This window comes from Dactylosporangium thailandense (assembly GCF_059739745.1).
The window spans coordinates 10,573,937-10,600,818 of record NZ_AP029195.1; the positions used below are offsets into that span (position 1 = coordinate 10,573,937).

26 protein-coding genes, 1 tRNA gene and 2 pseudogenes are annotated in these 26,882 nt (G+C 68.1%); 15 read left to right on the top strand and 14 right to left on the bottom strand.

The genetic code is table 11. The features are described from left to right. Positions 1–66: 66 nt before the first annotated feature. On the top strand, positions 67–2,268 hold the full coding sequence (locus AC6JBM_RS47210; RefSeq protein WP_497980163.1) for a hypothetical protein: 2,202 nt from the start codon (positions 67–69) through the stop codon (positions 2,266–2,268). Between the two features lie 409 nt (positions 2,269–2,677). Here the strand turns inward: AC6JBM_RS47210 and AC6JBM_RS47215 are convergent, their stop codons facing one another. Further along, positions 2,678–3,943 carry a hypothetical protein gene (locus tag AC6JBM_RS47215; RefSeq protein WP_497980164.1) on the bottom strand — a complete coding sequence of 422 codons (1,266 nt, stop codon included), beginning with the start codon at positions 3,941–3,943 and terminating at the stop codon, positions 2,678–2,680. A gap of 188 nt (positions 3,944–4,131) precedes the next feature. Between AC6JBM_RS47215 and ndk the strand changes: the two are divergent. Further along, positions 4,132–4,625: pseudogene (ndk, locus tag AC6JBM_RS47220) on the top strand (nucleoside-diphosphate kinase). Further along, positions 4,625–4,942, top strand: a complete 318-nt coding sequence (locus tag AC6JBM_RS47225) for a hypothetical protein (RefSeq protein ID WP_497980165.1) — start codon at positions 4,625–4,627, stop codon at positions 4,940–4,942. The pseudogene ndk and the gene AC6JBM_RS47225 overlap by 1 nt, the downstream one beginning before the upstream one ends. Positions 4,943–4,948: 6 nt before the next feature. Here AC6JBM_RS47225 and AC6JBM_RS47230 read toward each other — a convergent pair whose 3' ends face one another. Genes AC6JBM_RS47230 through AC6JBM_RS47240 form a run of 3 tightly spaced genes read right to left on the bottom strand, consistent with a single transcriptional unit; the run spans position 4,949 to position 6,378 of the window. Continuing rightward, on the bottom strand, positions 4,949–5,350 hold the full coding sequence (locus tag AC6JBM_RS47230; protein WP_497980166.1) for an NUDIX hydrolase: 402 nt from the start codon (positions 5,348–5,350) through the stop codon (positions 4,949–4,951). Continuing rightward, the gene (locus AC6JBM_RS47235; protein WP_497980167.1) at positions 5,347–6,024 is read right to left on the bottom strand and encodes an NUDIX hydrolase; all 678 of its coding nucleotides are present in this window, start codon (positions 6,022–6,024) and stop codon (positions 5,347–5,349) included. The genes AC6JBM_RS47230 and AC6JBM_RS47235 overlap by 4 nt, the downstream gene beginning before the upstream one ends. A gap of 6 nt (positions 6,025–6,030) precedes the next feature. After that, positions 6,031–6,378: a GntR family transcriptional regulator gene (locus AC6JBM_RS47240; RefSeq protein ID WP_497980168.1), complete on the bottom strand. Its 348-nt coding sequence runs from the start codon at positions 6,376–6,378 to the stop codon at positions 6,031–6,033. Between the two features lie 96 nt (positions 6,379–6,474). On the opposite strand from AC6JBM_RS47240, the gene AC6JBM_RS47245 reads away from it, so the two are divergent. From AC6JBM_RS47245 to AC6JBM_RS47290, 10 genes are all read left to right on the top strand, one after another. Continuing rightward, entirely contained in the window at positions 6,475–6,756 is a 282-nt protein-coding gene (locus tag AC6JBM_RS47245) for a hypothetical protein (RefSeq protein WP_497980169.1), read from the top strand. A 599-nt stretch (positions 6,757–7,355) separates the two neighbouring features. Continuing rightward, on the top strand, positions 7,356–7,595 hold the full coding sequence (locus tag AC6JBM_RS47250) for a DUF6284 family protein (RefSeq protein WP_497980170.1): 240 nt from the start codon (positions 7,356–7,358) through the stop codon (positions 7,593–7,595). A gap of 12 nt (positions 7,596–7,607) precedes the next feature. Further along, positions 7,608–7,832 carry a hypothetical protein gene (locus tag AC6JBM_RS47255; RefSeq protein ID WP_497980171.1) on the top strand — a complete coding sequence of 75 codons (225 nt, stop codon included), beginning with the start codon at positions 7,608–7,610 and terminating at the stop codon, positions 7,830–7,832. Positions 7,833–7,879: 47 nt separating this feature from the next. Then, positions 7,880–8,416: a DUF2637 domain-containing protein gene (locus AC6JBM_RS47260; RefSeq protein ID WP_497980172.1), complete on the top strand. Its 537-nt coding sequence runs from the start codon at positions 7,880–7,882 to the stop codon at positions 8,414–8,416. An 11-nt stretch (positions 8,417–8,427) separates the two neighbouring features. Beyond that, positions 8,428–8,772 (top strand): hypothetical protein, encoded by a 345-nt coding sequence (locus AC6JBM_RS47265; RefSeq protein ID WP_497980173.1) that lies wholly within the window; start codon positions 8,428–8,430, stop codon positions 8,770–8,772. A gap of 94 nt (positions 8,773–8,866) precedes the next feature. Continuing rightward, entirely contained in the window at positions 8,867–10,951 is a 2,085-nt protein-coding gene (locus AC6JBM_RS47270; protein WP_497980174.1) for a cell division protein FtsK, read from the top strand. Positions 10,952–11,091: 140 nt separating this feature from the next. Beyond that, positions 11,092–11,343 carry a hypothetical protein gene (locus AC6JBM_RS47275; RefSeq protein WP_497980175.1) on the top strand — a complete coding sequence of 84 codons (252 nt, stop codon included), beginning with the start codon at positions 11,092–11,094 and terminating at the stop codon, positions 11,341–11,343. 16 nt (positions 11,344–11,359) lie between these two features. Continuing rightward, positions 11,360–13,297, top strand: a complete 1,938-nt coding sequence (locus AC6JBM_RS47280; RefSeq protein ID WP_497980176.1) for a YfjI family protein — start codon at positions 11,360–11,362, stop codon at positions 13,295–13,297. A 101-nt stretch (positions 13,298–13,398) separates the two neighbouring features. Further along, complete coding sequence (locus AC6JBM_RS47285) at positions 13,399–13,566, top strand: helix-turn-helix transcriptional regulator (protein WP_497986696.1); 168 nt, start codon at positions 13,399–13,401, stop codon at positions 13,564–13,566. Further along, positions 13,563–14,981: a tyrosine-type recombinase/integrase gene (locus tag AC6JBM_RS47290; RefSeq protein WP_497980177.1), complete on the top strand. Its 1,419-nt coding sequence runs from the start codon at positions 13,563–13,565 to the stop codon at positions 14,979–14,981. Before AC6JBM_RS47285 ends, AC6JBM_RS47290 begins: the two co-directional genes overlap by 4 nt. Before the next feature lie 151 nt (positions 14,982–15,132). Here the strand turns inward: AC6JBM_RS47290 and AC6JBM_RS47295 are convergent, their stop codons facing one another. Both AC6JBM_RS47295 and AC6JBM_RS47300 read right to left on the bottom strand, forming a co-directional pair. Further along, positions 15,133–16,638 carry an AAA family ATPase gene (locus AC6JBM_RS47295; protein WP_497980178.1) on the bottom strand — a complete coding sequence of 502 codons (1,506 nt, stop codon included), beginning with the start codon at positions 16,636–16,638 and terminating at the stop codon, positions 15,133–15,135. Between the two features lie 849 nt (positions 16,639–17,487). Further along, positions 17,488–17,568 (bottom strand) — tRNA-Tyr (locus AC6JBM_RS47300). 102 nt (positions 17,569–17,670) lie between these two features. On the opposite strand from AC6JBM_RS47300, the gene AC6JBM_RS47305 reads away from it, so the two are divergent. Continuing rightward, positions 17,671–18,165 carry a YajQ family cyclic di-GMP-binding protein gene (locus AC6JBM_RS47305; protein ID WP_497980179.1) on the top strand — a complete coding sequence of 165 codons (495 nt, stop codon included), beginning with the start codon at positions 17,671–17,673 and terminating at the stop codon, positions 18,163–18,165. A gap of 139 nt (positions 18,166–18,304) precedes the next feature. Here the strand turns inward: AC6JBM_RS47305 and AC6JBM_RS47310 are convergent, their stop codons facing one another. The 8 genes and pseudogenes from AC6JBM_RS47310 to AC6JBM_RS47345 all read right to left on the bottom strand — a co-directional run. After that, positions 18,305–18,466 (bottom strand): hypothetical protein, encoded by a 162-nt coding sequence (locus AC6JBM_RS47310; protein WP_497980180.1) that lies wholly within the window; start codon positions 18,464–18,466, stop codon positions 18,305–18,307. Between the two features lie 103 nt (positions 18,467–18,569). Continuing rightward, complete coding sequence (gene htpX, locus AC6JBM_RS47315; protein WP_497980181.1) at positions 18,570–19,445, bottom strand: zinc metalloprotease HtpX; 876 nt, start codon at positions 19,443–19,445, stop codon at positions 18,570–18,572. Between the two features lie 83 nt (positions 19,446–19,528). Then, entirely contained in the window at positions 19,529–21,031 is a 1,503-nt protein-coding gene (locus AC6JBM_RS47320; protein WP_497980182.1) for an NADH-quinone oxidoreductase subunit N, read from the bottom strand. After that, positions 21,028–22,644 (bottom strand): complex I subunit 4 family protein, encoded by a 1,617-nt coding sequence (locus AC6JBM_RS47325; protein ID WP_497980183.1) that lies wholly within the window; start codon positions 22,642–22,644, stop codon positions 21,028–21,030. Before AC6JBM_RS47325 ends, AC6JBM_RS47320 begins: the two co-directional genes overlap by 4 nt. After that, the gene (locus tag AC6JBM_RS47330) at positions 22,641–24,482 is read right to left on the bottom strand and encodes an NADH-quinone oxidoreductase subunit 5 family protein (RefSeq protein WP_497980184.1); all 1,842 of its coding nucleotides are present in this window, start codon (positions 24,480–24,482) and stop codon (positions 22,641–22,643) included. Before AC6JBM_RS47330 ends, AC6JBM_RS47325 begins: the two co-directional genes overlap by 4 nt. Continuing rightward, positions 24,479–24,940, bottom strand: coding sequence for an NADH-quinone oxidoreductase subunit NuoK (nuoK, locus tag AC6JBM_RS47335; RefSeq protein ID WP_497980185.1), 462 nt, complete (start codon positions 24,938–24,940; stop codon positions 24,479–24,481). Before nuoK ends, AC6JBM_RS47330 begins: the two co-directional genes overlap by 4 nt. A 190-nt stretch (positions 24,941–25,130) precedes the next feature. Further along, complete coding sequence (locus AC6JBM_RS47340) at positions 25,131–25,652, bottom strand: NADH-quinone oxidoreductase subunit J family protein (protein WP_433080850.1); 522 nt, start codon at positions 25,650–25,652, stop codon at positions 25,131–25,133. 105 nt (positions 25,653–25,757) lie between these two features. Beyond that, positions 25,758–26,286 (bottom strand): annotated as a pseudogene (locus tag AC6JBM_RS47345) (NuoI/complex I 23 kDa subunit family protein); the annotation flags it as partial. A gap of 68 nt (positions 26,287–26,354) precedes the next feature. Here AC6JBM_RS47345 and AC6JBM_RS47350 point away from each other — a divergent pair. Next, the gene (locus AC6JBM_RS47350; protein WP_497980186.1) at positions 26,355–26,657 is read left to right on the top strand and encodes a hypothetical protein; all 303 of its coding nucleotides are present in this window, start codon (positions 26,355–26,357) and stop codon (positions 26,655–26,657) included. Positions 26,658–26,882: the final 225 nt, after the last annotated feature.

The window sequence follows — 26,882 nt, forward strand, 5'->3', positions numbered from 1 at the left end:
GATGCATCCCGTTGGACCCGGGACACTAAGTGTGTCAGTTCGTGGCGGGGTAGGCAAGGAGAACCAATGACCACGCCTAAGGATCTCTACACTATCGAGGACCCTCTCGAACTATTCAGGCGTGCCACGGCCGCAATCGCCGAGCAGCAGGACAACATTGACCAGATAGCAGAAATCCGCGCTCGTGCGGTTACTGCGATGTACGCGCGCGGTTACAGCTACAAAGACCTGGCTGGACTACTTGACGTCAGTGCGCCACGCATTGGACAGCTTGTCGGATCGAGCGACTCGATCGAACTTCAGTTTCTTCGGGCATGGGCTGGCATCGAGAAGCAGCTTACAACGATAGCCGAAAGCGACTATCGACATTTGCGTTCCCCGTACTCTTACGCAGTGGAGAAGCTGCGCGAGAGTAGTCTCTTTTCACCCGAAGCGCTAAGTGATTTGGAATTCCTTCGCAACCTGCGCAATAGGTTGATGCATGCCCGAGAAAGCCTGACGCCTGCCATTACCGAACGGGCGCTTAAGGCAACTGATCACTTGTCTGCACTGCTGCAGCTTTACATCGTCCAGCATCGGGTCGGACGCCATGAGCCTGCATCGGATCAAGCTCCGGCGGCGGAGGCGCCTATCCCCTGGCGCAATCTTGACTCTCGCACCTTTGAGAGCATCGTGTCTGTATTCCTCAGCCGGGATCATCCGTCGTCCACGCGCATCAATACCGCTGGCGGCGATAATGGAATCGATGTACAGCTGAACAGTTCCGACGGAATGGTCATCTATCAGATCAAGAGCTTTGCTGGACATGTTACAGCTTCGAAGCGTCACGTCATAGCTGACTCTCTCTCGAAGGCTGCCGAGCATAACCCCGTTCGGTGGCATCTAGTAATTCCTGTTGATCCGACTGCACGGCAAATTTCATGGTTTGACGAAATCTCATCGCATTATCCGTTTGACTGCGTTTGGCTAGGGCGGACGTGGCTTGACGGTCAGGCGGCGAAGTACCCGGACGTCGTCCGCTATTTCCTGCGACCCGAGACGCCCGACGAGATCGTCAGGAATATTCAGGAGTTGACTCGCGCGCAGGCTGCCCTTGCTCGTGGAGTTCCAGAGGCAGTGGAGCGCCTGCAAGCCATCCATTCGCGGCTTAATAGCATTGATCCATATTATTCGTTCGGCTTGTCGATACAGCCTGACGGTCGAGTTGAGGTGTCGACATGGCCGCGATATCAGGGTGCGGAAAAAGACCGACCTCGGACTTTGCGGGCCGAGGTAAGTCTTCCGCCGACCGATGAAGGTCGAGCGACGCGGAAGGCCATGCGCGACGCAATCGACTACGGTAGCGCTGTCACAATTCCCGCCAACTTCGTCGACAAAGTCGAGGTTAGTGTTGGTGGTGTGCCCATTGAGAACAGTTCTCGAAACATCATCGAACTTAAACCCATTGAGAGGGCGATGGCGGAGCTTGAAGGAACTGAACTCAGAATTATTGACGACAACGGTTCGCCGGTAGCTCAGTTGCCTCTAATCGCGCGGACGGCGTCAGCCGGACAGCGTGGAGGAGAATTAGTCTTTCGTGATCCGACAGACTGTGTCATCTTCACGCTAAGGCTCGACGAAATCAAGAAGAGCGTGCTGTTTAACTACGCGTACCGGCGCCCCGAGAATGCTCTGCCAGGAGTTATTATTCCGACCCTGCGACTTCTGGCTGAATTTAAGCCGAAGCGGTCCGTCGTCCTGATGTCGAAAGGGCGGGAGTTGTTAGCCCCTGTTCCAATTACGGATGCCCCTGCAACAGACTACGGTGCATACCTGGAGATTCTCCAGACTCTGGAAGATATCCAGAGGAAGACTGGCGTGTACTTTGCAGTCCCCGAGAAACTGAGCCGCCAAGACTATGTAGACATCGACGCGGCATATCGGCTTCTGTCTGGCGAGACTATTAGCGAACGGTGGTCGTCTCTAGCGATCGCAACAACTGTCGGCGGCGTGAAGTCAATGAAGCCGGCATTCGTAGGGAAGCCAGGTCAGATCAAGACTGAGTCCGAGCAGTCTCTTTTGCTTGGAGATGTCGAGATCCCGCTGGGACGTGTGGAAAGAATTTTCTCGGCTGTTGTCGCTGATTGGCCGGACATCTCTGGTTTGCCGGACGAAACGGAGGTTGATCTAGAGTTGCGGCCTGCGGACGGCAGCGAAGCCAGGGCGAGGATTTTGGCTGCGCATGAAGGCGGTGTGGCACCGGAGGAGCTGCAGGCGGGCGAGCAATAGCGCAATCTGCATGAAAGCAGGTTGATTGTTGCGACAAGAGTGTCATGGGTTTGGGGGCGGGGTCGTGAGGCGTTAAGGCGTTAAGGCGTTTAGGAGTAGCCGCCGTCGTTCGCAACAAAGGTGCCGCGCTGGGGAACCATGAAGACCAAGCCACGTCTTGGACCTCGTGAAGCAATTTGGGTTTGCCGGGCGTGCCAGACCAGCAGAGTACCTCCATCGGGTCCGTCTCGGACCGGAGGTCATCGGTGAGGTCGACGCCGCGCGTTTCAAGAGGGTTGAGCAGCTCGGCTGCAACGAGCGGGGCCCGGTGGCCGCCGAAGATGCCGCACACCGGCCCGTCGAATTCGAGCAGGATGGCCCGCTAGCGGCAGCGAGCTACCTTTTCTAGCTTGTTGGCGTGGCCGGTCCGCTATTGGGATATAACCTTCGACGTCGCAATGATGATTCGCTCTGCCACGAAGCGCATGAGAGGAATCTCCCGTGCTAGCTCATTGTCATGAGTAAAGGGGACGAACCTGCCTTTGGAACCCTCCTTGCTGTGGACTAACGCATTGCGTGTTTTGTATATCCGCCGGCTTAGGGAGACTAAGGTGCCTTGTGCGTCTGTGGAGTTCAGGTCGACCGGATCCCCGCCGGAGAAGCTGACAGTATGGCTCGCGTATAGTTCTGGCAAGGCGGCGTCGAACCGGCGAATGTCATCGTTGAGATCGCTTATATTGACGAATCGATTGAGCGTTAGCGTTAATGCGGCCTGCTCATTGTTGATCGCCAGCTCCTCGTCGCGGAGCTGGACCGCCTTGGTGACGTTCCGGATCAGGCTCCTGACGTCTTGCTTGCGCCTGTAGGAGAATCCAGGCGCTGTGATGAGTGCCTGGACACGGTCTATCAGATCGTCCTGGTATACATTCTCAAACCAATGCTCAGCTACATGGTAATACGATAGGTATTGCAGCATTGGACTGTCGCCGGAAATGCCTAGCTGGTAATGGTGAACTAGATCTGCAACGTAATGCCGCCGGGGCGCCTCCATTTCCGTGATCGATGACCGGCGCATGCTGCTGATCCGTGAAGGGCTAGCGAGCGAATCCAAACTCCGTTGTGGAAGTACGGCGACATCGAGGTTATAGCCGAAGTGAAACAGAAAAGAGTCAACGTACGGTTGCCAGAAATTCTGCGGTCGCGAAGTGCTGGATATGATGCGTAACGTCGGTATGCGTATGACGATGCGAAGGGCGGAAAACACATCCATATCGACGGGTTGTCGGTCGCGATATAAATTAACCGGTCTTGATATTCTGCGCCATCGAGGGCCTATGCGCTGCTGAAGGGTAAGGCAGCAATATACGATGAACGCCGGACTGGCCCATCCTATCTCGTAGGTCAAACCAGCGATTGGATCAATGACCGGTTGCGACTCGTCGTAAGCCCGAGCGAAGTAAGGACGACTCGACTGCACCATCGTCTCGTACGCCACAGGGCTGACGACCGAGGCTTCGGTGATGGGATTGAATGTTCGGATTGCATTTGCGATGTCGTCGATCTCTGAGCGTGATATGGTCGGCGAGGAGTTGAACACTCGACTTCCGTCGAAGACGAAGTTGTCATTGTCGCTGCGAACGGTTAGGCGTAGTGCGTCGGCAATAACTGCGGCGACTTCTTCGCTTGTAGTCTCCATATGACCCTTCGGTTGCCGGGGCGTGTGGTCGTGCTTCCAGAAGCGCTAACGCCGAAAGTTGGCCTGCCTTCTCGCCGTAAGCGGGTTACATCTTGGCGCATGATGTCGACCCTGCCTATCGTTCGCCAGAGGTTGTAGGGCAAACTTGAGTCCCAGAACAGCGATTCTTCGGCACCGGGAGTATAGGCATGGCGGCGTTGGAACGGACCCTTGTACTGCTGAAGCCGGACGCGGTGGCGCGCGGGCTGGTTGGGCGGATCATCCAGCGGTTCGAGGAAGCTGGGTTGAAGATCGTGGGACCAAGATGGTGCAGATGGACGCTGACCTGGCGAAGAAGCACTACTTCGACCTGGAGGAGCGGTTCGGCGAGTCCGTGTTCAACGTGACGGCGAACTTCATGCAGTCCGGGCCGGTCATCGCGCTGGTGCTGGAGGGTGTCGAGGCGGTGCCGACCGTGCGCCGGCTTGTTGGTGTGACGTTCCCGAACCAGGCGAACCCCGGCACGATCCGCGGCGACTTCGCGCACACGTCGAAGGCGTACACCGAGGCCAACCACACGGTGGCTGCGAACCTCATCCACGCGTCCGGGAACTCGGAAGAGGCGAAGTACGAGGTCGAGCTGTGGTTCTCGGAGAAGGAGCTGTTCAACTACCAGACCGTGGCCGAGAGGTTCCTGTTCTGATGGTCGACGACGACGCGGCGCCCGTGGTGACGATCGGCGAGCTGCGCAAGCAGTACGACGAGGAGCGGTTCTACCAGGACGACCGGGCCGCCGCGGAGTACGCCTACGCCCTGGCCGTGCGGCTGCGGGAGCTGGGGGAGACGGACGAGGCGCGCAAGTACGCGCGCGAGTGCCTCCAGCTCGCCGAGGCGCTGCCGTCGAACACGCTCGACGACGTTGCCTCGGGGCGGCAGAGCGTGGGCGGGGTACCGCTGCCGGATCACTTCCATGACGGTGTGGTCCGGTCGCGGCTGCGGGATCTGCTCGACGCCGCCTGACGCGCGTCAGGCGAGCTCGGTGTCGAGGTACTCCTGAACCGGCCCGAAGAACGGGTACGGGACGTATTCGGTGAGGGTGGCGCGGTCGCACCATGCCACCTCTGCCAACTCCTCCGCGTCGCCGACCTCCGCGGTGCCGCTGACGCGGTCGCACGCGACGTAGGCCATGGTGCGGCCCGTGTTCGGGTGCACGCGGCTGCCGAGTGAGCGGGTCGCGCGGACCGTGAGCGTGGTTTCCTCGTTGGCCTCGCGTACGGCGGCTTCCTCGTCGGTCTCGCCAGGCTCGACCTCGCCGGCCGGGAACTGCCAGGAGAGCTGGCCCTCCTTGACGCGGCGGCGGACCAGCAGGAGCCGGCCCTCTTCGACGATGACGGCGGCGGCGATGGTGGGGCGGGTTGGCTCGGTCATGATTCCTCGCTGAGTGCTTGCAGTGCGGGTGGGAAGATGCGCTCGGTCGGGATGAAGTCGGTGACCCGCTGCCGGGGAATCCAGATGGCGTCGACGTTCTCGTCCGTGTCGCGGTTCTCGACCTGGCCGGCGAGGTAGACGCAGAGGAAGTACTCGGCGAAGACGCCGGTCACGGGGTGGACGCGGCTGCCGAGTTCGCGGATGACCTGGCAGTGAATGCCGGTCTCGGCGAGGGTTTCGCGTACGGCGACGGTGCGGGATTTGGCGCCCGGCTTGACGATGCCGGCCGGGAACTGCCACGTGATGCCGCCGGGATCGTCCTCGCGGCGGCAGACGAGCAGGACGTCGGTCTCGTTGGTGACGACCGCGATGGCGACCGTCAGCGCGACGCCACTCGGGGCCGCATCCACCTCGGCCCGGTCGTCGGCGCGGAGCTGGCGGGCGAAGCGAACCTTCACCGACTCGGGCGCCTGTTCGTAGACGGTGTCGAGGGCGCGTTGCAGTTCTGGGCGGATGCGTACGTCGGGCTGCTGGTGCCAGGACGCGATGGTGCGTTTCGCGACGCCGAGGCGGTCGGCCATCTCGTCTTGGGAGAGGCGCAGGGCTGCCTGGAGCGCGCAGGCGTGGCGGCCGGTCCACTGGTCGATGACCGTCTCCCGCGCCGGCTGGCCCATCGCGCGTCAGGAGACCGTCAGGGTGGTACCGGCCGGGAATGTCTCGACTTCGCCGGAGGCTCGGGTGACCGTCAGGCCGGCGCTCGACGTGACGCTGTCGCCCGGGCCGAGTGTCACCTTGGGCGGCGTGTCGACGACGAACGTGCCGTGGCCCTGCCGGATCTCGATCAAGCCTTCAGCGCGTAGGACCGCCATCGCGCGGCGAACCGTCTCGCGGGCGAGGCCGAATTCGTCGTGGAGATCCTTCTCCGACGGCATTCGCCGGCCCGGTGGTAGCTCTCCGCTACTGATGCGGTCGCGCAGGACTGCGGCGAGCTGCCTGTATGCAGCACCTTCGCGATCCGGCGTGATCATGTGGTTACTGTACGTACGGACATGCAGTCGCCTGGTGGTGTATACGTCTAGACGTCTGTACCTTTGGACATGCAGGTCAGGCGAAGGGAGAGGTCAATGACGGTTGAGTCGGAGGCGCTGGAGGTCACCGACTGCCCCGCCTGGTGCGGGGTCAATCACCAACGTGGGGCGGGGTTCCACGCGCACTGCGCCGGCGAGGTTCGCTGGAGCGAGGGGAGCATCGTGCTCGTGGTGACACGGCGCGGCGACGATGACGGCGTCGAGATCGCGTACCACGCGGCGGGCGAGGCGCCGGCAATCGCGTTCCTCGGCAAGCGCGATACGCGTAGGCTGCGCGACGGTCTCGACGCGGCCCTACGGTCGCTCGGCGCCGCTTAGCCGTAACGTGAAGAGCCCCCGAGCGCGGTGCTCGGGGGCTCTTTACATCGTCGCTGCACCGGAACTGCATCGACGATGGTGGCTTGGTTCATCGGCGGCGCGCCGGTTTCCCGGTTGACTTGTCTTCATCGGAAGACGGGTCAACGGGAGGAGGTGAAGCATCCGTGGTTGGTTGCCTTGCAAGTTTTGGTCCACTAGCAAGTGATCCACGGCGCGGGCGTGAGGCTTGCCAAGCCTTGACCGCCGCGGGCCGCCAGGCCGGCGAGCGGCCGAACATGCGATCGGCGGCCGGGGCTTGGCCGCGCGACACGTAGGCCGCCCACGTCACGCGACTGATCGGCGCGCCCACTGATCGCAGGTACGCCAGGACGTCATCTGTCGTCCACCAGTCCACAGGCAGTTCATTGCTTGTATCCGCCATCGGGTCGAGCGTATGTCACCTGGCGAGGACAACGTTAAGGCCGTGTCCGCGCGAGTGGGCATCTGACGCCCGGTCCGGCAATCGCTAGCTCCTGATCGATCAGCGGGCTTGCTCGAATACAACGTCAAGTTGTACGTTGCTCACGCCCGAATACAACGTCGAGTTGTAAAGGAAGGTCATGAACTTCGTCCCCTCCGGCGGTCCCTCGCCCGCCGAACTGGCTGCCATCCAGCGGGAGTGGCCGCTCATCGAGGCGGAGATGTCCCTCGTCGCCGCCGAGATCCGGGTCCTGACCGCCGAGCCGCAGCCCACGGTGCGCGACTGGCACCGGCTGCGAACCGCCGAGCGCGACGTCCTGCGCGCAGCCGCCGCACTCGTCTACCGCCGCATCTCCGAAACCCTCGACCCCGCCGCCTGAAAGGAGCCAGCCATGAGCCTCGGCATCTTCTCGTTGATCCTGCTCGGCCTGCTGTGCACGTTGTTCGTCGACCGCAAGACGCGCGGCCGGATCGCCGTCACCGCGCTGTCCGCGTTCCTGCTCGGCATGGTCGTCGCCGCGTCCAACGGCGTGCTGGCCAAGCCCTCGCGCGCCGTCGTGGACGGCGTCCGCTCGGGCATGACCGCCATCGGCGACTCGCTCGGCGGCGGCAAGTGACCGAGCACCACCTGATCCGCGTCCGCTGGGGTGTCCGCGCCGCGCTCGTGCTCGGCGTGGCCACCTCGGTTGCCGCGAACATCCTGCACGCCAACCCGAACCCGATCTCGCAGGCCATTTCGGCGTGGCCGCCGCTCGCGCTGCTGCTCACCGTCGAGCTGATCTCGCGGGTACCGGTGCACCGCCCGCTGCTCGCCGCGGTGCGCCTGACCGCGACGGCGTGCATTGCGGGGATTGCTGCGTGGGTGTCGTACACGCACATGGCCGGCGTCGCGGCGCGGTACGGGGAGCAGGGCCTCGCGCCGTACCTCATTCCGTTGTCCGTCGATGGCGTGGTCGTGGTCGCGTCCGTGTGCCTGGTCGAGCTGGCCGGCCGGATGCGCGCCGAGCCTGTGAAGCCGGGCATCGAGCCGGACGCCAAAGCGGACCCCGAACGGACATCGCCGGACCGCAAGAAGGACACCGCGTCGGCCATCGCGCGGCTGCGCGCCAAGCACCCGGACATGTCCGCCGCGGACATCGCGCGCCGCGTCGGCGTTACCGACCGGACCGTCCGCCGCCACCTCAACGCCAAAACCGCTTAGGAGACAAGCGAATGAGCACGCTGTACCGACACCTGATGCACGCCCTCGAAGCGCTCGGCGCGTCCGCGGACGCGGTCGCCGACTCGCTGCTCGCCGGCGGCTGGACCGGGCTGCGCCAGGACGGGCTCTGCTGCCCGGTGTCCAACTACATCGTGGCCGTCGTCCCGCACGCCGAGGCCGCATCCGTCACCCGCAACCGCATCACGGTCATCACGACCGACGGGGAGATGTGCGAGGCGACGCTGCCCGCCGGCCCCGCGCAGTTCGTGTCCGCGTTCGACGGCGGCGCCTACGACGACCTCGCGGCCGTCATCACCCGCACCGACGGCGAGGTCATCGACGACCTCGAACGGTAGCTCCGCCCGGGGCGCGGCCTTCCGGCCTCGCAAACCTCCGGCCGCGCCCCGGCCTCCTCGTCAGCCATCAGACCTCCGCGGAGGAACCCTCATCATGACAAACCCCGAAGAGTTCGACTGGGACCGGCACGAGGCCGAGATTCTCGACCTCGACGCCCACCGCCCGACCCCGGTCGACCTGCCCGACACGCACAAGCCGGCGCCGCGGACTGCCCAGCGCCGCCCGATCGTCCCCGCGTGGGCGCGGTCGCGAACCGAACTGCTGACCCAGGCCCGTTGGGTCGTCACGTACTACACGCACGCGTGCCTGTACCACCTCACGCGTCTGCCGAAGTGCACCGGCAAGCTGTTGCTCCGAAGCCCGCGCGGCGTGGTCCGGTTCGTGGCCGGCACCGCCCGGTGGGTCACCGACGCCGAGGGCGCGCCGGTCCGCGCGGCGGCGGTGCGGCGGGAGAGCGCCGAGGAGTACCTCCGGCTGTCGCGGCAGCGCGACGCCCGCGTGCGGCTGCGGACGCTCATCCTGCTGGCGTCGGGCGCGGTGGCGCTCGGCGGCGTGGTGTTCGCGATGCTCATCATGCGGCCGGTGTACCTGTACGGAGTCCTCGTCGCCGTTGTCGCACTCTTCGGCCTCGCCGGTGCGCCGGCCGATCGGCCGCTGCTCGACACCGCTGTGTCGGTCACTCGTGCGCCGCGCCTGACGTCCGATGTCGTGCTCGCGGCCCTGGGCGCGATCGGCGTCGCGGGCATCAACCAGGCGATCGCCAAGCGCGGCGCGAAGGATGCGATCCGGTTCGCGGAGCCGATCAGCCGGGACGGGCCTGGGTGGCGTGCCGTGGTCGATCTGCCGCCCGGCACGACCGTGGATCAGGTCGCCGACAAGCGCAAGGAGCTGGCGTCGGCGCTCGGCCGGCCGCTCGGGTGCGTGTGGCCGGAGGGCAATCTCGACGTACACCCGGGACGGTTGGTCCTGTGGGTCGGCGACGAGGATCTGTCGAAGTCGCGGCAGCCGGCGTGGCCGCTGCTGAAGTCGGGCACCGTCGACCTGTTCAAGCCGATCCCGTTCGGCACCGACCAGCGCGGCCGGCCCGTCACGCTGACGCTGGCGTTCGCGTCGATGGTCATCGGCTCCATCCCGCGCGTGGGCAAGACGTTCGCCGCGCGGCTGCTCCTGCTCGCCGCCGCGCTCGACCCCCTGGCCGAGCTGCACGCGTACGACCTCAAGGGCATGGGCGACTTCGCGCCGCTCCAGCCGGTCGCGCATCGGTATCGGGCCGGCGACGATGACGAGGACATCGCGTACGCCCTGGCCGACATGCGCGAGCTGGCCAAGGAGCTGACCCGGCGCACGAAGGTCGTGCGGGAACTGCCGCGGGAGCAGGCCCCGGAATCGAAGATCACGCCGGAGCTGGCCGCCGCGAAGCAGTACCGGCTGCATCCGATCCTGCTCGTGGTCGACGAGTGCCAACGGTGGTTCGAACACCCGGAGCACGGCGAGGAACTGCGCGCGATCGCCGAAGATCTCGTCCGGCGCGGGCCGGCCGCGCTCATCATCGGCGCCTTCGCGACCCAGCGGCCTGACTCGAAGTCGCTGCCGACCGGCATCTCCGGCAACGCGGTACTGCGCTTCTGCCTCAAGGTGATGGGGCAGATGGAGAACGACATGGTGCTCGGCACCAGCGCCTACCGCAACGGCATCCGCGCGACCATGTTCACCCGCCGCGACCTCGGCATCGGGTACCTCGCCGGCGAAGGCGACGAACCGCAGATCACGCGCACGTACTACGTGGACGTCGTCGCCGCCGAGGCGATCGTCGCCCGCGCCCGGGCGCTGCGCTCCGCGGCGGGGACGTTGAGCGGGCACGCGCTCGGCGACCAGTTCGCACCGGCGGCGGTCGCGTCGATCTCGCTGCTCGACGACATCGCCGCGGTGGTACCACTCGGCGAGACCAAGGTCTGGTGCGAGACCGTCGCCGCCCGCCTGGCCGAGCTGCGGCCCGACGTGTACGGCGGGTGGGACGGCGAGCGGGTCACGGTCGCGCTGAAGCCCTTCAAGGTGAAGGTCTCGCAGGTCTGGGGGACCGACCCGGCAACCGGCAAGGGCGCCAACCGGCGCGGCTTCGAACGCGCTTTGTTGATCGCTGCGCTGACCGAACGTAACCGTCGGCGCGACGCCGCCTGACCCGGAGGGTGCTAGGTCTAGCAGCCGGCCGCCGCTAGACCTAGCACCCCCGCTAGCACCCGATCCGTGCCCCTGCCTGGTCTCTAGCGCTCTAGCAGCCCTCGCGTGCTGCCGCGCCCTTTCCTGCCCTGGAGGGCTTTGTGAACCCCCTCGACCTGCTAGCCGGCCTGCTCTGCCTCGGCCTGCCGACCATCACCTTCGGTTACCTCGCGCTCTGCCGGATCGCGCCCTTTCGCCGCTGCCGCACGTGCGGCGGGACCGGGCTCGCCCGCCGTCAGTACGGCCGCGTCAGCCGCTCCTGCCGCCGCTGCGACGCCACCGGGCTGCGGCTGCGGTACGGCGCCCACCTCATCAACGAAGCCCGTCGCCTCCATCGCGACGGCACCCGCTGAACGGAGGTACCGACTCGTGCACCGCACACCGCCGCACGACAACGCCGCCGAACAAGCGGTGATCGGCGCGGCCCTGCTCGCCCCGGCACTCATCGCCGACCTCGCGGGCATCCTGACAGCCGACGACTTCTACCGCCCCACCCACGGGTTCCTGTGGCGCACCCTGGTCGAGCTGCGCGCAGCGGGCTCGCCCGGCGACCCGGTATCAGTCGCCGCACACCTCGCCTCGATCGGCGCCCTGGCGAAGCTTGGGGGAGCGGCGTATCTGCACACGCTCGTTGCTGCCGTACCCACCCTCGACAACGCCACGCACTACGCCCGCATCGTCGCCGAGCACGCCCGCCGCCGCGCCGTCGTCGACCTGGGGGAGCGGCTGACCCGCATCGGCGACGGCGACGCCGACGAGCTGCTCGCCACCGGCCGCGCGTTGCTCGCCGACGTGGCCTCGCCGGCCTGGCCGCCGCCGATCCCGCTCACCGCTCGGCATGGGGCACCGCCGTTCCCGGTCGACGCCCTGCCGGGCTGGCTCGCCGACATGGTTTGCGGGGTCGCCGAGTTCACCCAGACGCCCGCCGACCTCGCCGGGTGCCTCGCGCTCGCGGCGCTGTCGACAGCCGCCGGCGGTCGCGCGTGCGTCGAGATCCGACCCGGCTGGCGAGAGCCGTGCAACCTCTTCACGGTTGTCGTCTTGCCGCCTGGCTCCCGCAAGTCCGCCGTGTTCGCCACCATGACTGGGCCACTACTCGCGGCCGAGCGAGCGCTCATCGACCGGGCGAAGCCCGCGATCGTAGAGGCGGACCTCGCGCGGCGCGTGGCGAGCAAGGCCGCCGAACGCGCGGCGAACGCGGCCGCGCACGCCGACAACGCCGCCCGCGATCGGCTGCTCGCCGACGCGGCCGGCGCGACGATGAACGCCGACGCCATCACCGTGCCGGTACTGCCGCGCCTGGTCGCCGACGACGTCACCAGCGAGCAGGCAGCGTCGCTGCTGGCTGAGCAGGGCGGCCGGCTGGCGGTGCTATCGGCCGAGGGTGGCATCTTCGCCACCCTCGCCGGCCGGTACAGCGGCGCGCCGAACCTGGAGGTCTTCCTCAAGGGCCACGCCGGCGACATGCTCCGCGTCGACCGCCGCTCCCGCCCTGCCGAACACGTCGACCGACCGGCGTTGACGCTTGGCTTGGCCATCCAGCCGGAGGTCTTGCGCGACATCGCCTCCATGCCCGGCTTCCGCGGCAAGGGCCTGCTCGCCCGCATCCTGTTCTCGGTCCCCGAGAACACCGTCGGCCGCCGCCGCATCGGCACCGAACCCGTACCGCCCGCAGTCGCCGAGCGGTACGCGGACCGGCTCGGCGGCCTGGTCGCCGTGCTCGACGAGTGGACCGACCCGGCCATCATGCCGCTCCTGCCCGCGGCAAACGCCCGCGTGCTCGACATCGAGCGCGAGGTCGAACCCCGCCTCGGCCCGGCCGGCGCGTGGGCACACATCGTCGACTGGGGCAGCAAGTACACCGGCGCCATCGTCCGCATCGCAGGCCTGCTCCACCTCGCCGCACATGGCGGCGACGGCTGCACACGACCGATCGACGCCGACACCGTCGACCAGGCCGCGAGGCTCGGCCGCTACTTCGCCGAACACGCCCTGGCGGCGTTCGACGACATGGGCACCGATCCCGTCGTTGACGACGCCCGACACATCCTCGGCTGGATCGAGCGCACCGCTTGCCGCCGCTTCACCAAACGCGACCTGTTCAGCGCACTCTCCCGCGGCCGATTCCGCAAGGCAGCCGACCTGGACCCGGCGCTCAACCTGCTACAGGCCCACGGATACCTCCGCGCTGAACCAGCTCCCGAGCGCGCCGGTGCCGGCCGTCCGCCCTCACCGGCCTGGCTGACGCACCCGGACGTCACGAAGCCCGCAGCGACGGTGCACCCGCTCTCGGTGGTGGCCGGATGAGCCGCCCGCGCAATCCGCAGAAACCGCAGAACGTCACGCCGCTTCGGACTTCCGCGGATAGCGCGGATTCCGCGGCGCGACCGAAGCGGAACTTCCTCACCCTGGCCGAGTTCCTGGCCGAGTTGGACGTCCCGAAGTCGACCTTCTTCCGCTGGAAGGCGCTCGGCGAAGCACCCCGCACCTACAAGCTGCCCAACGGCCAGCTGCGTATCCGCCGATCCGACTTCGAGGCATGGCTAGACGATCGAGAGGAGCCGAGGGCAGCATGAGCACCTTCGACGTGCGTGTCTGGTCCATCGAGGAGCACAAGGGCAAGGACCGCAAGTCCGGCAAGCCGAAGAGCACTTTCCGAGTCCGGTGGGTCGTGGCCGGTAAGCGCTTCGGCGACTCATTCGCGTCCCGCCCGCTCGCCGAAAGCTTCCGCTCGCGGCTTCTGGTGGCCCAGCGCGAGGGCGTCGCCTTTGACGAGCAGTGCGGCCTGCCCGAACCTATGGCACGGCAGCTGCGCACCAGGTCGTGGTACCAGCACGCGGTTGAGTACGTAGACATGAAGTGGCCCCACGCCTCGCCTAACCATCGCCGCGGAATCGCTGAGACGCTCGCTGACCTCACGCCAATTTTGCTGGCAACGGAGCGAGGAGCGCCCGACGACGAAACTATGCGGATGGCCCTGTACCGCTACGTCTTCAACGCCGGAGCGCGAGCGGCCGGCCCGCCTCCTCGGGACCTGGCCGCTGCCGTCGACTGGCTGTCGGGCAACACGGTCGACCTCACCGCGCTGAAGGACGCGGCGCTGGTGCGCAAGGCGCTCGACGCCATCGCGCTGCGCCGTACGGACGGCAAGGCGGCAGCCGCCGCGACGGTGGCCAGGAAGCGCGCCGTGTTTTCCAACGCCCTGCTGTACGCGGTCGAACTCGGCCGGCTGGAGGTTCACCCGCTCTCGGTGGTGTCCTGGTCGCCGCCGAAGCTGCCCAACGGCGTAGAGCGCAACGTGGTCGCCAACCCGACGCAGGCCGCCGCTCTGCTCGACGCAGTGGCGGTCGACACGCCGGAGCTGAAGGCGTACTTCGGCTGCCTGTACTACGCCGGCCTACGCCCCGAAGAGGCGCTCCACCTAACCGAGTCCGAGTTCGAACGCCCGGCGACTCCGGAGGGCTGGGGTTGGCTGCACCTGTCAGGCGCAACGGCGCAACCCGGCCGAGGTTGGAACGACGGCGACCAGGCGACGGAGGACCGGGGTCTGAAGCACCGGTCGGCGAAAACCACCCGATCGGTACCAGTCGCGCCGCCTCTCGCCGCGATGCTCACCGACCACGTTAAGCGCTTCCCGTCGGCGAGCAACGGCCGGCTGTTCGTGACCCGCCGCGGTCCGGGTGGCCGACTGATCGAGCACCCGATCGGCACTCCGGTGCCTCGTAATGCCCTCTCGACTGCATGGAAGCGGGCGCGTAAGAAGGCGCTGACTCCGGCGCAGGTAGCTTCACCGCTGGCGCTGCGCCCATATGACCTGCGTCACGCCTGCCTTTCGACTTGGCTTAACGCCGGCGTACCTGCCCCCCAGGTCGCGGAGTGGGCAGGCAACAGCGTCAAGGTCTTGCTCGACTTCTACGCGAGGTGCCTCGACGGCGGTGTCGACGCAGCGCTGAGTCGCATCGCACTAGCGCTGGACTTCCCGCGGCAATAGCACCCATTTTGAAGCTCGGGAGGGCAAGACAAAGCAGCTTGGGCTGACACATAACCAACTGGCGCTAGGCCGTCGCCTGCTTCAGTCGGCGCCTGTTGCCGACCGACCGTCGGATGTGAGGAGGAGGGCAGCGGGACAGGCATCAAGTGATTCAATACTGCCGGTTTACCGCCGAGCGCAAAGCGTCAACTAGGTTGCTTGCTGCGTTTCGAATCTCTGGTCTGTTCAGCCAAGTCTTGACCAGTGCATGCCGGATGAATGACTCTGGCACCCCAAGTTCCTCAGCCAGTTTTCGCAACTGGTACTGATGATCAAGTCCTGCAAGGTTCGACAGCGTAGCGCTAATGTCGGTTACTGGCCGTCCTATAATTCCTGCCAATCTCTCTAGCCCGTTCTTAGTCAAGTCGAGCAGCTCGTCCTCTGGGGACCGTTTGCCCGGCAGGAAGAAAAGGCGAGGCGAGTCCTTGATTGAGTTGCGTTGGTCTCCGTCAAGGACGGCTACGACAGCAATTCGGCTACTACTTTCGAAGCTGCGCAGGCCGGCGATTACGTTCGCCTCCCCGAAAGCTGGCACGATCTCTAGTTCTCTTGTGAGTGAGACATCAAAGTCTCCGAGAACTGAACGCAACACGTGAACAGCCATGTCATCTTCGACGAGGACGAGTCCGCGGACCGCGCTCTCCACGCCCACGGCGTCACGTAGTTGGACCAACGAAGTCGGACGGACAATCTCTATCTTTTCGGACGATCTTATGCACATGCGGACATGACTCAGAGGGAAGCGTGAAAGAATGTCGGGAGAATGTGTAGCGACCAGTAGTTGCAGATCTTTCCGTAAGCAATATCGCGCAATCTCGTCGGCCAGCGCTCTGTGACCTCGGCTGGCTATGAATGCCTCTGGCTCGTCTATGAGCACAAATGTCCCCTCCTCTGCTTCTCGCAAGAACCAGAGGAGGTAGTGTACCCACAATTCGCCAGTACTCATTTTCGAACTGTCGATCACTTTTCCCCCGTGCTCAGCGAAGACGAGCGGAATGGGGTAGTCGTGTCCAAGGTCGTCTGCAGATTCGGTGGGAAACGTGTAGACAGTTACGCGATCGTATGACCGCCCGAGTATATTCTTGAGTCCTCGGAGGTCCTCTGGTGATAGGTTGCTGTGCTTGCAGTCCGACAAGCGGTCTTCGGTCCTTATGTAATCCTCCAGATTGTTTAGCTCGGCGAACGCGTAGATGGGTCCACAATAGCTCGGCCACCAATTTGCGGTGAGTGGAGCGTCGTCTACCTCGGCGTCCCGCCACGTCTCCAAACGGCGTTCAGCCGTATCTCCTACGTTGACTCTTCGAGTAAGGCATCCTTCTGGCGTCATCACTGTGACCTCGAAAACGCCGCCCAATCTATCGCGCTCATACGTGCTGTCGCCGATGCGAATGAAGGGCGGGACCATGGTTGGCGTGGCATATCCAAACAGGGCTTCGACGGTTCGCAGTAGCAACGACTTCCCTGTGCCGTGAGATCCCGTCAGGGCTGTTACTCGTTGGAAATCCACTGTCTGTATTTCAAACGCATCTGATTCAATGACTGAAAGGGACTGAAGATGCACGGGAGTGTTCGCCTCAACGAGACGCCTCCATCGCTTCGCGCGGGGGTCGTTAGTCATGGTGACATTTTGCTGCAGATGCATGGGGAAGCAACAGGCGTCTTCCCGCGCGCGCCCCTCCATACTGTCAGGAAGGAGTCGGCGAGCAGCGGAGCCCAAGTTCGACACGGCGCCCCCTGTTGCCGGCCGAAAGCTTTTGGTTCGAGTAGCAGTGGTTGTCGCGGTTGACATCGCGAACTGGCGATCTGGTGCAGGAATTTGCCTGTGGGTGACGGTAGCCTGGACCAGTGAACCCGCGTAGGCGTAGCCGCAGCCGGGACTGACCGACGCTGGGGCCGATGTCGCCTATTGCTGGCGGGCGGACTGTTCTTTGGAGTGTCCTCCGACCGGTTTGGCTGCGGGTGCTGGTCAGCCTGGTGTGTAGTCGTACGCGATCCGGGCGAACGAGGTCGGGCTCTGTGGGGCGGCCTATGGCCAAGTGGGCGCACGCGTGGCTAGCTTGTTTGTTCCCTTCAGGGCAAGCTGAGCGGCTATATGCGGCAGACGGGTAGCGCGCCCGTCCCGTTTGCATGTGTGACCCTGCTCGGGTCCCGGCCGGGCGGGGCGGCATGGTGAGCGGGTTGCTCGGCTTCTGCGCCATCAGGGCGCCGTATCACGTCGGCTCCACCCTCTGGCTGCCCTCGTTGGCGCGGTTCGCCTCATCAGCGCCAACGACCGGTCCACCGTCAGCACCGACCCGCCACGGGCGCCGGCACCCCGCGCCCGCAGGCCGTCGCTTGGTCCTCGTTCGTCGGGGCGGATTCGGGGCAGCGGCTGAGATCGGACGGGTCGCACTGAGACGCAACGGGACCAACGCGAAGGGCCCTTCACCGGCGTTTCCGCAGGTGAAGGGCCCTTCGGCCTTGCCAGTGGCGGGTAGAGGATTCGAACCTCTGTAGCTTTCGCGACGGATTTACAGTCCGCTCCCATTGGCCGCTCGGGCAACCCGCCTGGCGGAAGCCAGAATAGCGGTAGGCCCCGGGGGCAATGCAAACGGGTACCCTCGGCACGCCCACAACCGTCTTTCGCGCGCAGTAACAGGGAGCGTCTGCCATGGCTTCGGCACCCTCGTTCGACATCGTCAGCAAGGTCGACCGGCAGGAGGTCGACAACGCGCTCAACCAGGCCGAGAAGGAGCTGGCGCAGCGGTTCGACTTCCGCGGCACCGGCGCTGAGATCAAGTGGGCCGGGGAGGAGACGGTGGCCCTCCAGGCGGAGACCGAGGAGCGGGTCGTCGCCGCCCTCGAGGTCTTCAAGGAGAAGCTGGTCAAGCGCAACATCTCGCTCAAGTCCCTCGACGCGGGCGAGCCCCGCGCGTCCGGCAAGACCTACAAGATCGACGCCAAGATCGTGCAGGGCATCGAGTCGGACAAGGCCAAGGCCATCTCGAAGAAGATCCGCGACGAGGGCCCGAAGGGCGTGCAGGCCCAGATCCAGGGCGACCAGCTGCGGGTGACCGGCAAGAAGAAGGACGACCTGCAGGCCGTCATCACCCTGCTCAAGCAGGAGGACTTCGGCATCGCCCTGCAGTTCACCAACTACCGCTGACCCGGCGCCGCTCCGGCTCGCCCGCGGGCCGGAGCGGTCGGTGGGCCCGGGGCGGTCAGTGGCGCTTGCCGCGCCGCACGACCACCACCACGACGGCGGTCACGATCACGGCCACCACCACGACGCAGCAGCACGCAGCCTAGCCGAGTGACACCTGCGCCGTTGACCCGTCTCGATCGACAAGATCGCGGAGGTCGTTGGGCGCGCGGACGAGCAGGAAGCTGTCCGTGTGGCGGATCTCGATGTCGCGCTCGCCGGTCTCGTCCGGATCGGTCAGCACGACCTGGAGCGTCTGAGCCATGGCTGCCGACCCTACAGGGCGGCCGGTTTCGGGTCGCTCGTGTGAGTGAACGCGACGAGCGCTGACCGGCGGCACCGGTCAGCGCTCGTCTTGGGCTCCGGGGTCACCGGTGCAGCGCGACCCCCGCCATCTGCTCCAGCCGCGCCACCCGCTGCTCCATCGGCGGGTGCGTCGAGAACAGCGACGCGATCCCGCCCCCGCGCAGCGGATTGTCGATCATCAGGTGCGCCTGGCTGGCCATCTGCCCGTCGGCCGGCAGCGGCAGGGCCTGGGTGCCCCGGTGGATCTTCCGCAGCGCGCTGGCCAGCGCGAGCGGGTCCCCGGTGAGCTTGGCGCCCGACTCATCCGCCTGGTACTCCCGGTTCCGGCTGATCGCCAGCTGGATCACGGTCGCGGCCAGCGGGCCGAGGATCATCATGAGCAGCAGCCCCGCGATGCCGGGCCCCTCCTCGTCGTCGTCGGACCCGCCGAGCGGCAGGAAGATCGCCAGGTTGGCGAGCATGGTGATCATTCCGCCGAGCGCCCCGGCCACGCTCGAGATCAGAATGTCCCGGTTGTACACGTGCGACAGCTCGTGTCCGATGACGCCCCGCAGCTCGCGCGGCGTGAGCATCTCGAGAATCCCCGAGGTGACCGCGACGGCCGCGTTCTGCGGATTGCGCCCGGTCGCGAATGCGTTCGGCTGCCGGGTCGGGCTGATGTAGAGCCGGGGCATCGGCTGGCCGGCACTGGTCGCCAGCTCGCGAACCATCGCGTACAGCTGGGGCGCCTGAGCCTCGGTGACCGGCTGCGCGTTCATCGCGCGCAGGGCGATCTTGTCGGAGTAGAAGTAGCTGAACGCGTTCATGGCCAGCGACAGGAACACGGCGATGACCAGACCGGTGCTACCGCCGAGCCAGTAGCCGACAAGCAGAATGAGCGAGGTCAGCAACCCGAGCAGGGCTGCCGTCTTCACGCCGTTGAAATGCCTGTGCTGCATGCCACCTACAACAGCGCGACTCCCCGTACTCCTTCCCGACGCTCGCTGTGAGCTGGCTGAAAGTCACGCCGCCAAGCTGACCGTCAGCCGAACGTCCCCGCGGCGCGCATCACCAGCTCGGGGCCGAAGCCCACCAGCGCGGCCACGACCGCGGCGGCCCCCACGGAGGCGGCGACCGGCCATGGCACCCGAGTGCGCGGCGTCACCCCCGCCGCCCCGTCGCCCGGCGCGGCGAAGAAGGTCGCGCCCACGCGCACGTAGTACGCGAGCCCGATCACCGCGTTCACCGCGACCACGATCGCCAGCCAGGTGGCGTCCCCGCCGAGCAGCGATCGGACCACCGCCACCTTCGCGAACAGCCCCGCGAGCCCCGGCGGCAGACCCGCCAGCCCGGCCAGGGCCAGCACCAGCACCGCGGTCAGCCAGGGCGACCGCCGGGCCAGCCCGCGGTAGTCGGCGATCTCCCCGCCGTCGGCCGCCCCGCGCACCGCGACCAGCGCCCCGAACGCGGCGAACTCGAGCACCACGTAGAAGAAGGCGTACCCGATCGCGGCCGCCACCAGCAGTGGCGTCACCTCGTCGGCGGCGATCAGCGCCCCGAGCGGCGCGAGCAGATAGCCGGCCTGCGCGACCGACGACCAGGCGAGCAGCCGCACCATCCGCCGCTGCCGCAGCGCCACGAGGTTGCCGACGGTCATGCTCAGCACGGCCAGCACCGCGAGCGTCAGCCCCGAGGTCGACAGCACCGGCCGGGCCGCCGAGACCCCGACGAGCAGCAGCGCGACGACCCCACCCAGCTTCGAGGCGGTCGAGAGGTACGCGGCGACCGGCAGCGGCGCCCCGTCGTACGTCGCGGGCGCCCACGCGTGCGCCGGCACCGCCGCCACCTTGAACCCGAGCCCGACCAGCAGCAGCACCACGCCGACCTTGAGCATCGCCCCGGTCGCGAGCCCCGCCGCGCCGGCCTCGGCCGACTGCCCGGCCAGGTGGGCCTGTCCCGCCGCGATGTCCGAGAAGTGCACCCCGCCGGTCGCGGTGAACACCAGCGCCGCCCCCAGCAGCGCGATCGCCGTCGACACGACGCTCACCACGAAGAACGTGACCGCCGCCGACGCGCCCTCGCGAGCCCCGCGGCGCAGCCCCACCAGCAGGTACAGCGGCAGGGTCAGCGTCTCCAGCGCCACGATCAGCGTGATCAGGTCGCGCGCCCCGCCCAGGACCACGGCCCCGGTGAGCGAGCAGGCGAGCAGGAAGCAGTGCTCGCCGACCGGCACCTCGCCGGTCCGCAGCAGCGGCACCGACAGCGCCAGCGCCCCGAGCGCGAGCCCCGCGAACACGGCGGAGACGATCGCCGTCGCCGGATCGAGCACCAGCGAGCACTGGTCGGGCCCGACGCAGAAGGCGGTCCGCCGCTCGCCCCCGGCCCCGACCGCGATCGCCGCGGCGAGCACCCCCGCCATCCCGATCGCCGTGGCGCCCATCACCGGCCCCCGCCGCCCCGGCACGAACAGGTCCACGAGCAGCGCGAGCACGGCCGTCCCCGCCGCCACGTACGCGGGAATCAGCGCCACCTGGTCGATCCTCATCGCCCGAACACCCCCGCGAGCGCCTCGACGGCCGCGTTGGACCAGCCCAGCGCCAGCGCCGGTGCCACACCGACGGCGAGCGTGAGCACGATCAGCGGCGCCCAGGCGACCAGCTCACCCGCGGTCAACCGAGCCGCCGTCCGCCCTCCGTCACCCTCCGCCCGGCGCCCGGGCGGAGGATCGTCGCCGCGGGGGAGCGCCGCGCCGGGTGGCGCCGCTCCCACGAGCGCGGGCAGCGGCCGGGCGAGCGCGGCGACGTCGGGCGTGGCCGCGCCGTGGGTGACCCGGCGCAGCAGCCGCAGGAAGTACGCCGCCGCCAGCGCCGCCCCCGCCGCGGCCAGCACGCCCAGCGTGATCCACAGCGGCCCGCCCCGCTGGAAGGCCGCCACCACCGCGAACGCCTCGCCCCAGAACCCGGCGAGCCCCGGCAGGCCGAGCGACGCGATCGCCGCGAACGCCAGCACCCCGCTCAGGGCCGGAGCCGTCTCGCGCAGGCCGCCGAGCCGGTCGAGCTCGCCGGTGTGGGTGCGGTCCTTGATGCCGCCGGCGACGAAGAACAGCAGCCCGGTGACGATCCCGTGCGCGATGTTGCCGATGAGCGCCGCCTGCATGCCCGTCGCCGTGAGCGTGGCCACGCCCAGCAGGACGAAGCCCATGTGACCGACGGAGGAGTACGCGATCAGCCGCTTCAACTCCGTCTGCGCCAGGCAGATCAGGCCGCCCGCGAGGATCGCCGCGGTCGCGAGGATCCCGAGCACCGGCGCGCTGCGGGCCGCACCGTCCGGCGCCACCCCGACGGCGACCCGCAGCAGCCCATACGTGCCCATCTTCAGCAGCACCCCGGCCAGGATCACCGACCCGACCGTCGGCGCCTCGGTGTGCGCCGCCGGCAGCCAGGTGTGCAGCGGCCAGAGCGGGCTCTTCACCGCGAACGCGAGCGCCAGCAGGACGAACGCCAGCAGCTGCATGCCCGCCGACATCGGCCGCACCGCCGGGTCGCTCAGCGCCACCAGGTCCCCAGTGCCGGCCGACGACACGACCACGAACACGCCGACCAGCAACAGCACCGAGCCGAACAGGGTGTACAGCACGAACTTCCGCGCCGCCCGCCGCCGATCGGCCCCGCCCCAGACCGCGATCACCGCATACATCGGCAGGAGCACGACCTCGAAGAACACGAAGAACAGCACCAGGTCGAGGGCGAGGAACACCCCGGTGATGCCGGCCTGCAGCACCAGCAGCAGCGACACGAGCAGCCGCCCGCGCCCTGGCTCCGGCACCCGCCAGAGGCAGTAGGCGCAGCAGAGCACGGTCAGCAGGGCGGTCAGCGCGACCAGCGGATAGGAGATGCCGTCCACGCCGATGTGGAACCGCAGGCTGAGCGACGGCGCCCAGGGCGCGTCGATCTCGGCGAACGGCTCGATCCGCCGCACCCCCGCGGTGTCGGTGCGCGCGAGGCCGAGGGCGACGACGACCCCGGCGGTGGCCGCCGCGAACACGGTCCCGCCGACCCGCCCGGCCCGGTCGAGCCGGGCCGGCATCGCGGCCGCGAACAGCGCCCCGATCGCCGGCAGCAGCAGCGTGGCGAGCAACAACGTCTGTGCGGAGCTCATCGCCCCACCCCCAGCGCGATGACGATCACGGCCGCGAGCACCACGCCACCGGCCAGCACCGCGGTCGCGGCCCGAGGCAGCGCGGCGGTGTGCGCCCGGGCGAGCAGCCCGCCGAGCCCGCCGGCCCCGGAGCCGACCCCCTCGACGGCCCCGTCCACGAGCCCTTCGTCGCCGCGGCGCGCCAGCCGTGCCAGCGCGGCCACCGGCCGCGTCACGAGGGCGTCCTGCGCGGCATCCAGATAGAAGGCGTTCGCGAGCAGCCGCCCGAGCGCCGTGTCGGGCGGCGCGGCGGCCGGATCGCGGCGCCAGGCGAGCAGCGCCCCGGCGGCCAGCAGCACGAGCGCGACCGGCGTCATCCAGCCCAGGTGCGCCACCGGCTCGCCGGAACCGAGCCGCTCGCTGAAGCCGGGCAGCAGCCCGGCCAGCCCGAGCAGCGCCGCCGGCACGGCCAGGACCAGCAGCGGCCCCCGCATCGCCCACGGCGGCTCGTGCCCGGCCTCGGCCGCGGCGGTGCGCGGCGCGCCGAAGAACGTCCGGCGCCAGAGCCGCACCACGTAGGCCGCGGTCAGCGCCACCGTCACCCCCGCCGAGCCGAGCACGATCCACGCGACCCCGCGCGGCACCGGCCCGGACCCGGTCGTCGCCTCGAGGATCGCGTCCTTGCTCCAGAACCCGGCCAGCGGCGGCACCCCGGCCAGCGCCCCGAGCCCGATCGTCATGGTCCAGAACGTCGCCGGCATACGGCCGCGCAGCCCGCCCATCGCCGACATCAGGTTGGTCCCGACCGCGTGGATCACCGACCCGGCCGCGAGGAACAGCAGCGCCTTGAACGCCGCGTGGGTGAGCAGGTGGAACAGCGCCGCCGAGGGCGCGCCGACCGCCAGCGCCCCCGTCATGTACCCCAGCTGGCTCACCGTCGACCAGGCGAGCACCCGCTTGATGTCGTCCTGCCCCAGCGCACTGAGCGCGCCGAGGAGCATGGTCACCGAGGCCATCACCGCGAGCACCACCATCGCCGCGGTCGAGCGCTCGAACAGCGGATACAGCCGGGCGACCACGTAGACCCCGGCGGCCACCATCGTCGCGGCGTGGATCAGCGCCGAGATCGGCGTCGGGCCGGCCATCGCGTCGGGCAGCCACGTGTGCAGCGGGAACTGCGCGCTCTTGCCCGCCACCCCGGCGAGCAGCAGCACACACGCCGCGGTCAGCGTCCCGCCGGAGATGGCCCCCGACTGTGCCGCCGCGAACACCTCGGCGATCCGGAAGCTGTGCGCGTGCAGCCCCAGCACCACGATCCCGAGCAGGAAGCCGATGTCGCCGACCCGTGTCACCAGGAACGCCTTGACCGCGGCCCGCGGCGCCTCGGGCAGCCGCCGGTCGTGCCCGATGAGCAGGTATGAGCAGATGCCCATGACCTCCCACCCCACCAGCAGCGCGATGAGGTCCCCGGACACGACCACCAGCAGCATCGCGCCCGTGAACAGGCTCACCTGCGCCGCATACGGCGCATATCGCTCGTCGTCGTGCAGGTAGGCGACGGAGTAGACCTGCACGCAGAGCGCGACCACGCCGACCGCGACGGCGACCAGACCCGCAGGCCCGTCCAGCCACGTCCCGAACGTCACGGTGACCCGCCCGAACTCGGCGATCGTCACCCCGCCGTCGGTTCCGCGAACCCCCCGCACCGCGACCGCGATCGCGCACACGAGCGCGACGGCGGCCCCGCCCACCCCGAGAAGAGCGGCAAAGCCCCGCATCCGGTACCGCAGCAGCAACCCCGCCAGCCCCGCCGCGACCGGCACCCCCGGCAGCGCGGCCCCCAGCGCGTCGACGCTCACCGAGCCACCCCCGTTCCGCCCGCGTCCGGCTCTTCCACCGCTGCATCGGATCGAGGGCCCGGACCGGTTCTCGCCGCGCCCACCGCACCGTCCGGGTCCGGCACCGCACCCGGCTCCGGCGACGGGGAGGTCGACGGTCCGGGCGAAGGCGGCCCGTCGCCGAGCGGGAGGTCGTCGACGCCGACCGTGCGCCGCAGCCGATACAGCTGCAGGATCAGGGCCAGTCCGACCCCGATCTCCGCGGCGGCCAGGACGATCACGAAGAGCGTGAAGGACTGCCCGGCCTGGGGTGCCGCGGCCCGGATGGTCGCGTCCGCGGTCACGAACACCAGGTTGACCGCGTTGAGCATGAGCTCGACGGCCATGAGCAGCAGGACGGCGTTGCGGCGCACCAGCACGCCGTAGACCCCGATGCCGAACAGCAGGCCGGCGATGGTGAACGGCAGCACGGGATGCATCAGCCGCGCCCCCGTCCGGTCGGGGCCGGCCGGGATCCGCGGGCCGGCCGAGTGCTGTGGGCCGGCCGGAATCCGCGGGCCGGCCGAGTGCTGTGGGCCGGCCGGAATCCGCGGGCCGGCCGAGTGCTGTGGGCCGGCCGGGAGTCGCGGGCCGGTGTGCGGCCGCTCGCGGGCTTCGGGTCCGGGGCCATCAGCCGCGCCTCCGTTCCGCCGCGCGGCCGCCGATGTCCGGGCGGGACACCACGATCGCGCCCACCAGGGCCGCCAGCAGCAGCACCGACACGAGCTCGAAGGGCAGGACCCACGTGCGGAACAGGGCCGCGCCCAGGCGCTCGGCGGTGCCCGGCTCCGGCATCGCGACCCGGGTCCACCGGAAGGCGTCGATGAACAGGGCCGCGAGCCCCAGCCCGGCGCCGGCGCCGATCAGGGCCCCGGGCCACCGGGTGCGGTCGAGGTCGTCGCTCGCCCCGATCGGGGCCCGCGTGAGCATCACCGCGAAGAGCAGGAGCACCACGACCGCGCCGACATAGACCAGCACCTGCACCCAGGCGACGAGTTCGGCGGTGAGCACCAGATAGAGGCCGGCGATCGCGCCCAGGGCGACGACGAGCCAGAGCCCGGCCCGCACGACGTGCCGGGTGGTCACGACCAGGAGGCCGGCGCCCAGCGCCACAGCGCCGAGCGCCAGCGTGAGCACGTCGGCCACGGTCATCGCTGCGCCACCCTCATGGCCGACATCCTGCCATCCGGGTATGACAGGAATCGACCGCCGGGCCGCGGTGCGATCAGCCTGGGTTCGTGCGCAACCTCAGGATGCGTTCGAGTCGCGGGCGGCGCGCTTGGCGGCGGCCGTCTGCTCCTTGGCCGGCTCGCCCCGCGGATCGTGTGCGGGCGGCGCCGGCACGGTGGGCACCCACTCCTCGAGCCGCTCCTTCTCGTGCAGCAGATCGCGGATGTCGTGCTCGGCGTACTCGAACTCCGGCGACCAGTGCAACGCGTCGAACGGGCAGACCTCGATGCAGATGCCGCAGTACATGCAGAGTGAGAAGTCGATCGCGAACCGGTCGAGGACGTTGCGCTGGCGGGCCCGCGCGGCGCCGGGGACCATGACCTCTTCCTTGTGCGAGTCGATGTAGATGCACCAGTCCGGGCACTCCCGCGCGCACAGCATGCACACGGTGCAGTTCTCCTCCAGCAGCGCGATCACGCCACGGGAGCGGGGCGGCAGGTCGGGCTCGACGTCCGGGTACTGCTGCGTGTGCGACCGCTTCGTCATCGTGCCGAGCGTGACGGCCAGTCCCTTGGCGAGGCCTTTCCCCGGAAACTCCACGTTCGGAAGGTAACACCGGACCCGGATGGGTGGCCTCGCTCGGCGAGGCCAAAAAATGTCGTACACCTGTTCTAAGATGTCCCCATGAACGAGCGACGGTGGTGGAACGGCAGCTGGTCGCGGCTCACGCGCCGCGACGTCTACGTGCGCAACGCGGCCGACGGCCGGTGGGATGTGGAGCTGCGCCGGGGTGGGCCCGAGGGGCGCGTGCGGACCCGCGGGTTCGGCTCCGAGCGGGAGGCGATCGAGTGGATCGAGGCCACGGTCGTCGGCGCCGAGCCGAACTGGCGGGAGATCGTGGCGACCCGGTCCAAGGGAAAGGGGCGTGGCCGGCGTGGCGCGCTCCGGGTCGCGCCCGGCGGGAATAGCGGCGGGCAGGTCGCCTGAGGGGGGCATGTCCTGACACGTCGGACTTGCTGCGACATGGGAAGTCGTTCGGATGCTTACGATCAATCGGCGTAGGAAGAACGGGGGGTCCGATTTGTGTGAGCTTGCAGAGACCGAACCGTCGGCGGCGGCGAACGAAGGGCGTGAAGTTCGACGAAGGCCGACTCCCGGCGACGCCAAAACGTTGCGGGGAAGCTGCGACGAGTGAGCTGATATAGCCGGTTC

Excerpts from the sequence above, each read along its gene's own strand:
- AC6JBM_RS47215 (WP_497980164.1), bottom strand. The coding sequence starts at position 3,943 with ATGGAGACTACAAGCGAAGAAGTCGCCGCAGTTATTGCCGACGCACTA.
- AC6JBM_RS47290 (WP_497980177.1), top strand. The coding sequence starts at position 13,563 with ATGAGCACCTTCGACGTGCGTGTCTGGTCCATCGAGGAGCACAAGGGC.
- AC6JBM_RS47325 (WP_497980183.1), bottom strand. The coding sequence starts at position 22,644 with ATGAGCTCCGCACAGACGTTGTTGCTCGCCACGCTGCTGCTGCCGGCG.
- AC6JBM_RS47235 (WP_497980167.1), bottom strand. The coding sequence starts at position 6,024 with ATGGGCCAGCCGGCGCGGGAGACGGTCATCGACCAGTGGACCGGCCGC.
- AC6JBM_RS47320 (WP_497980182.1), bottom strand. The coding sequence starts at position 21,031 with ATGAGGATCGACCAGGTGGCGCTGATTCCCGCGTACGTGGCGGCGGGG.
- AC6JBM_RS47240 (WP_497980168.1), bottom strand. The coding sequence starts at position 6,378 with ATGATCACGCCGGATCGCGAAGGTGCTGCATACAGGCAGCTCGCCGCA.
- AC6JBM_RS47305 (WP_497980179.1), top strand. The coding sequence starts at position 17,671 with ATGGCTTCGGCACCCTCGTTCGACATCGTCAGCAAGGTCGACCGGCAG.
- AC6JBM_RS47340 (WP_433080850.1), bottom strand. The coding sequence starts at position 25,652 with ATGACCGTGGCCGACGTGCTCACGCTGGCGCTCGGCGCTGTGGCGCTG.
- htpX (WP_497980181.1), bottom strand. The coding sequence starts at position 19,445 with ATGCAGCACAGGCATTTCAACGGCGTGAAGACGGCAGCCCTGCTCGGG.
- AC6JBM_RS47250 (WP_497980170.1), top strand. The coding sequence starts at position 7,356 with ATGAACTTCGTCCCCTCCGGCGGTCCCTCGCCCGCCGAACTGGCTGCC.
- AC6JBM_RS47255 (WP_497980171.1), top strand. The coding sequence starts at position 7,608 with ATGAGCCTCGGCATCTTCTCGTTGATCCTGCTCGGCCTGCTGTGCACG.
- AC6JBM_RS47230 (WP_497980166.1), bottom strand. The coding sequence starts at position 5,350 with ATGACCGAGCCAACCCGCCCCACCATCGCCGCCGCCGTCATCGTCGAA.
- AC6JBM_RS47310 (WP_497980180.1), bottom strand. The coding sequence starts at position 18,466 with ATGGCTCAGACGCTCCAGGTCGTGCTGACCGATCCGGACGAGACCGGC.
- AC6JBM_RS47245 (WP_497980169.1), top strand. The coding sequence starts at position 6,475 with ATGACGGTTGAGTCGGAGGCGCTGGAGGTCACCGACTGCCCCGCCTGG.
- AC6JBM_RS47225 (WP_497980165.1), top strand. The coding sequence starts at position 4,625 with ATGGTCGACGACGACGCGGCGCCCGTGGTGACGATCGGCGAGCTGCGC.
- nuoK (WP_497980185.1), bottom strand. The coding sequence starts at position 24,940 with ATGCATCCCGTGCTGCCGTTCACCATCGCCGGCCTGCTGTTCGGCATC.
- AC6JBM_RS47350 (WP_497980186.1), top strand. The coding sequence starts at position 26,355 with ATGAACGAGCGACGGTGGTGGAACGGCAGCTGGTCGCGGCTCACGCGC.
- AC6JBM_RS47265 (WP_497980173.1), top strand. The coding sequence starts at position 8,428 with ATGAGCACGCTGTACCGACACCTGATGCACGCCCTCGAAGCGCTCGGC.
- AC6JBM_RS47270 (WP_497980174.1), top strand. The coding sequence starts at position 8,867 with ATGACAAACCCCGAAGAGTTCGACTGGGACCGGCACGAGGCCGAGATT.
- AC6JBM_RS47295 (WP_497980178.1), bottom strand. The coding sequence starts at position 16,638 with ATGACTAACGACCCCCGCGCGAAGCGATGGAGGCGTCTCGTTGAGGCG.
- AC6JBM_RS47210 (WP_497980163.1), top strand. The coding sequence starts at position 67 with ATGACCACGCCTAAGGATCTCTACACTATCGAGGACCCTCTCGAACTA.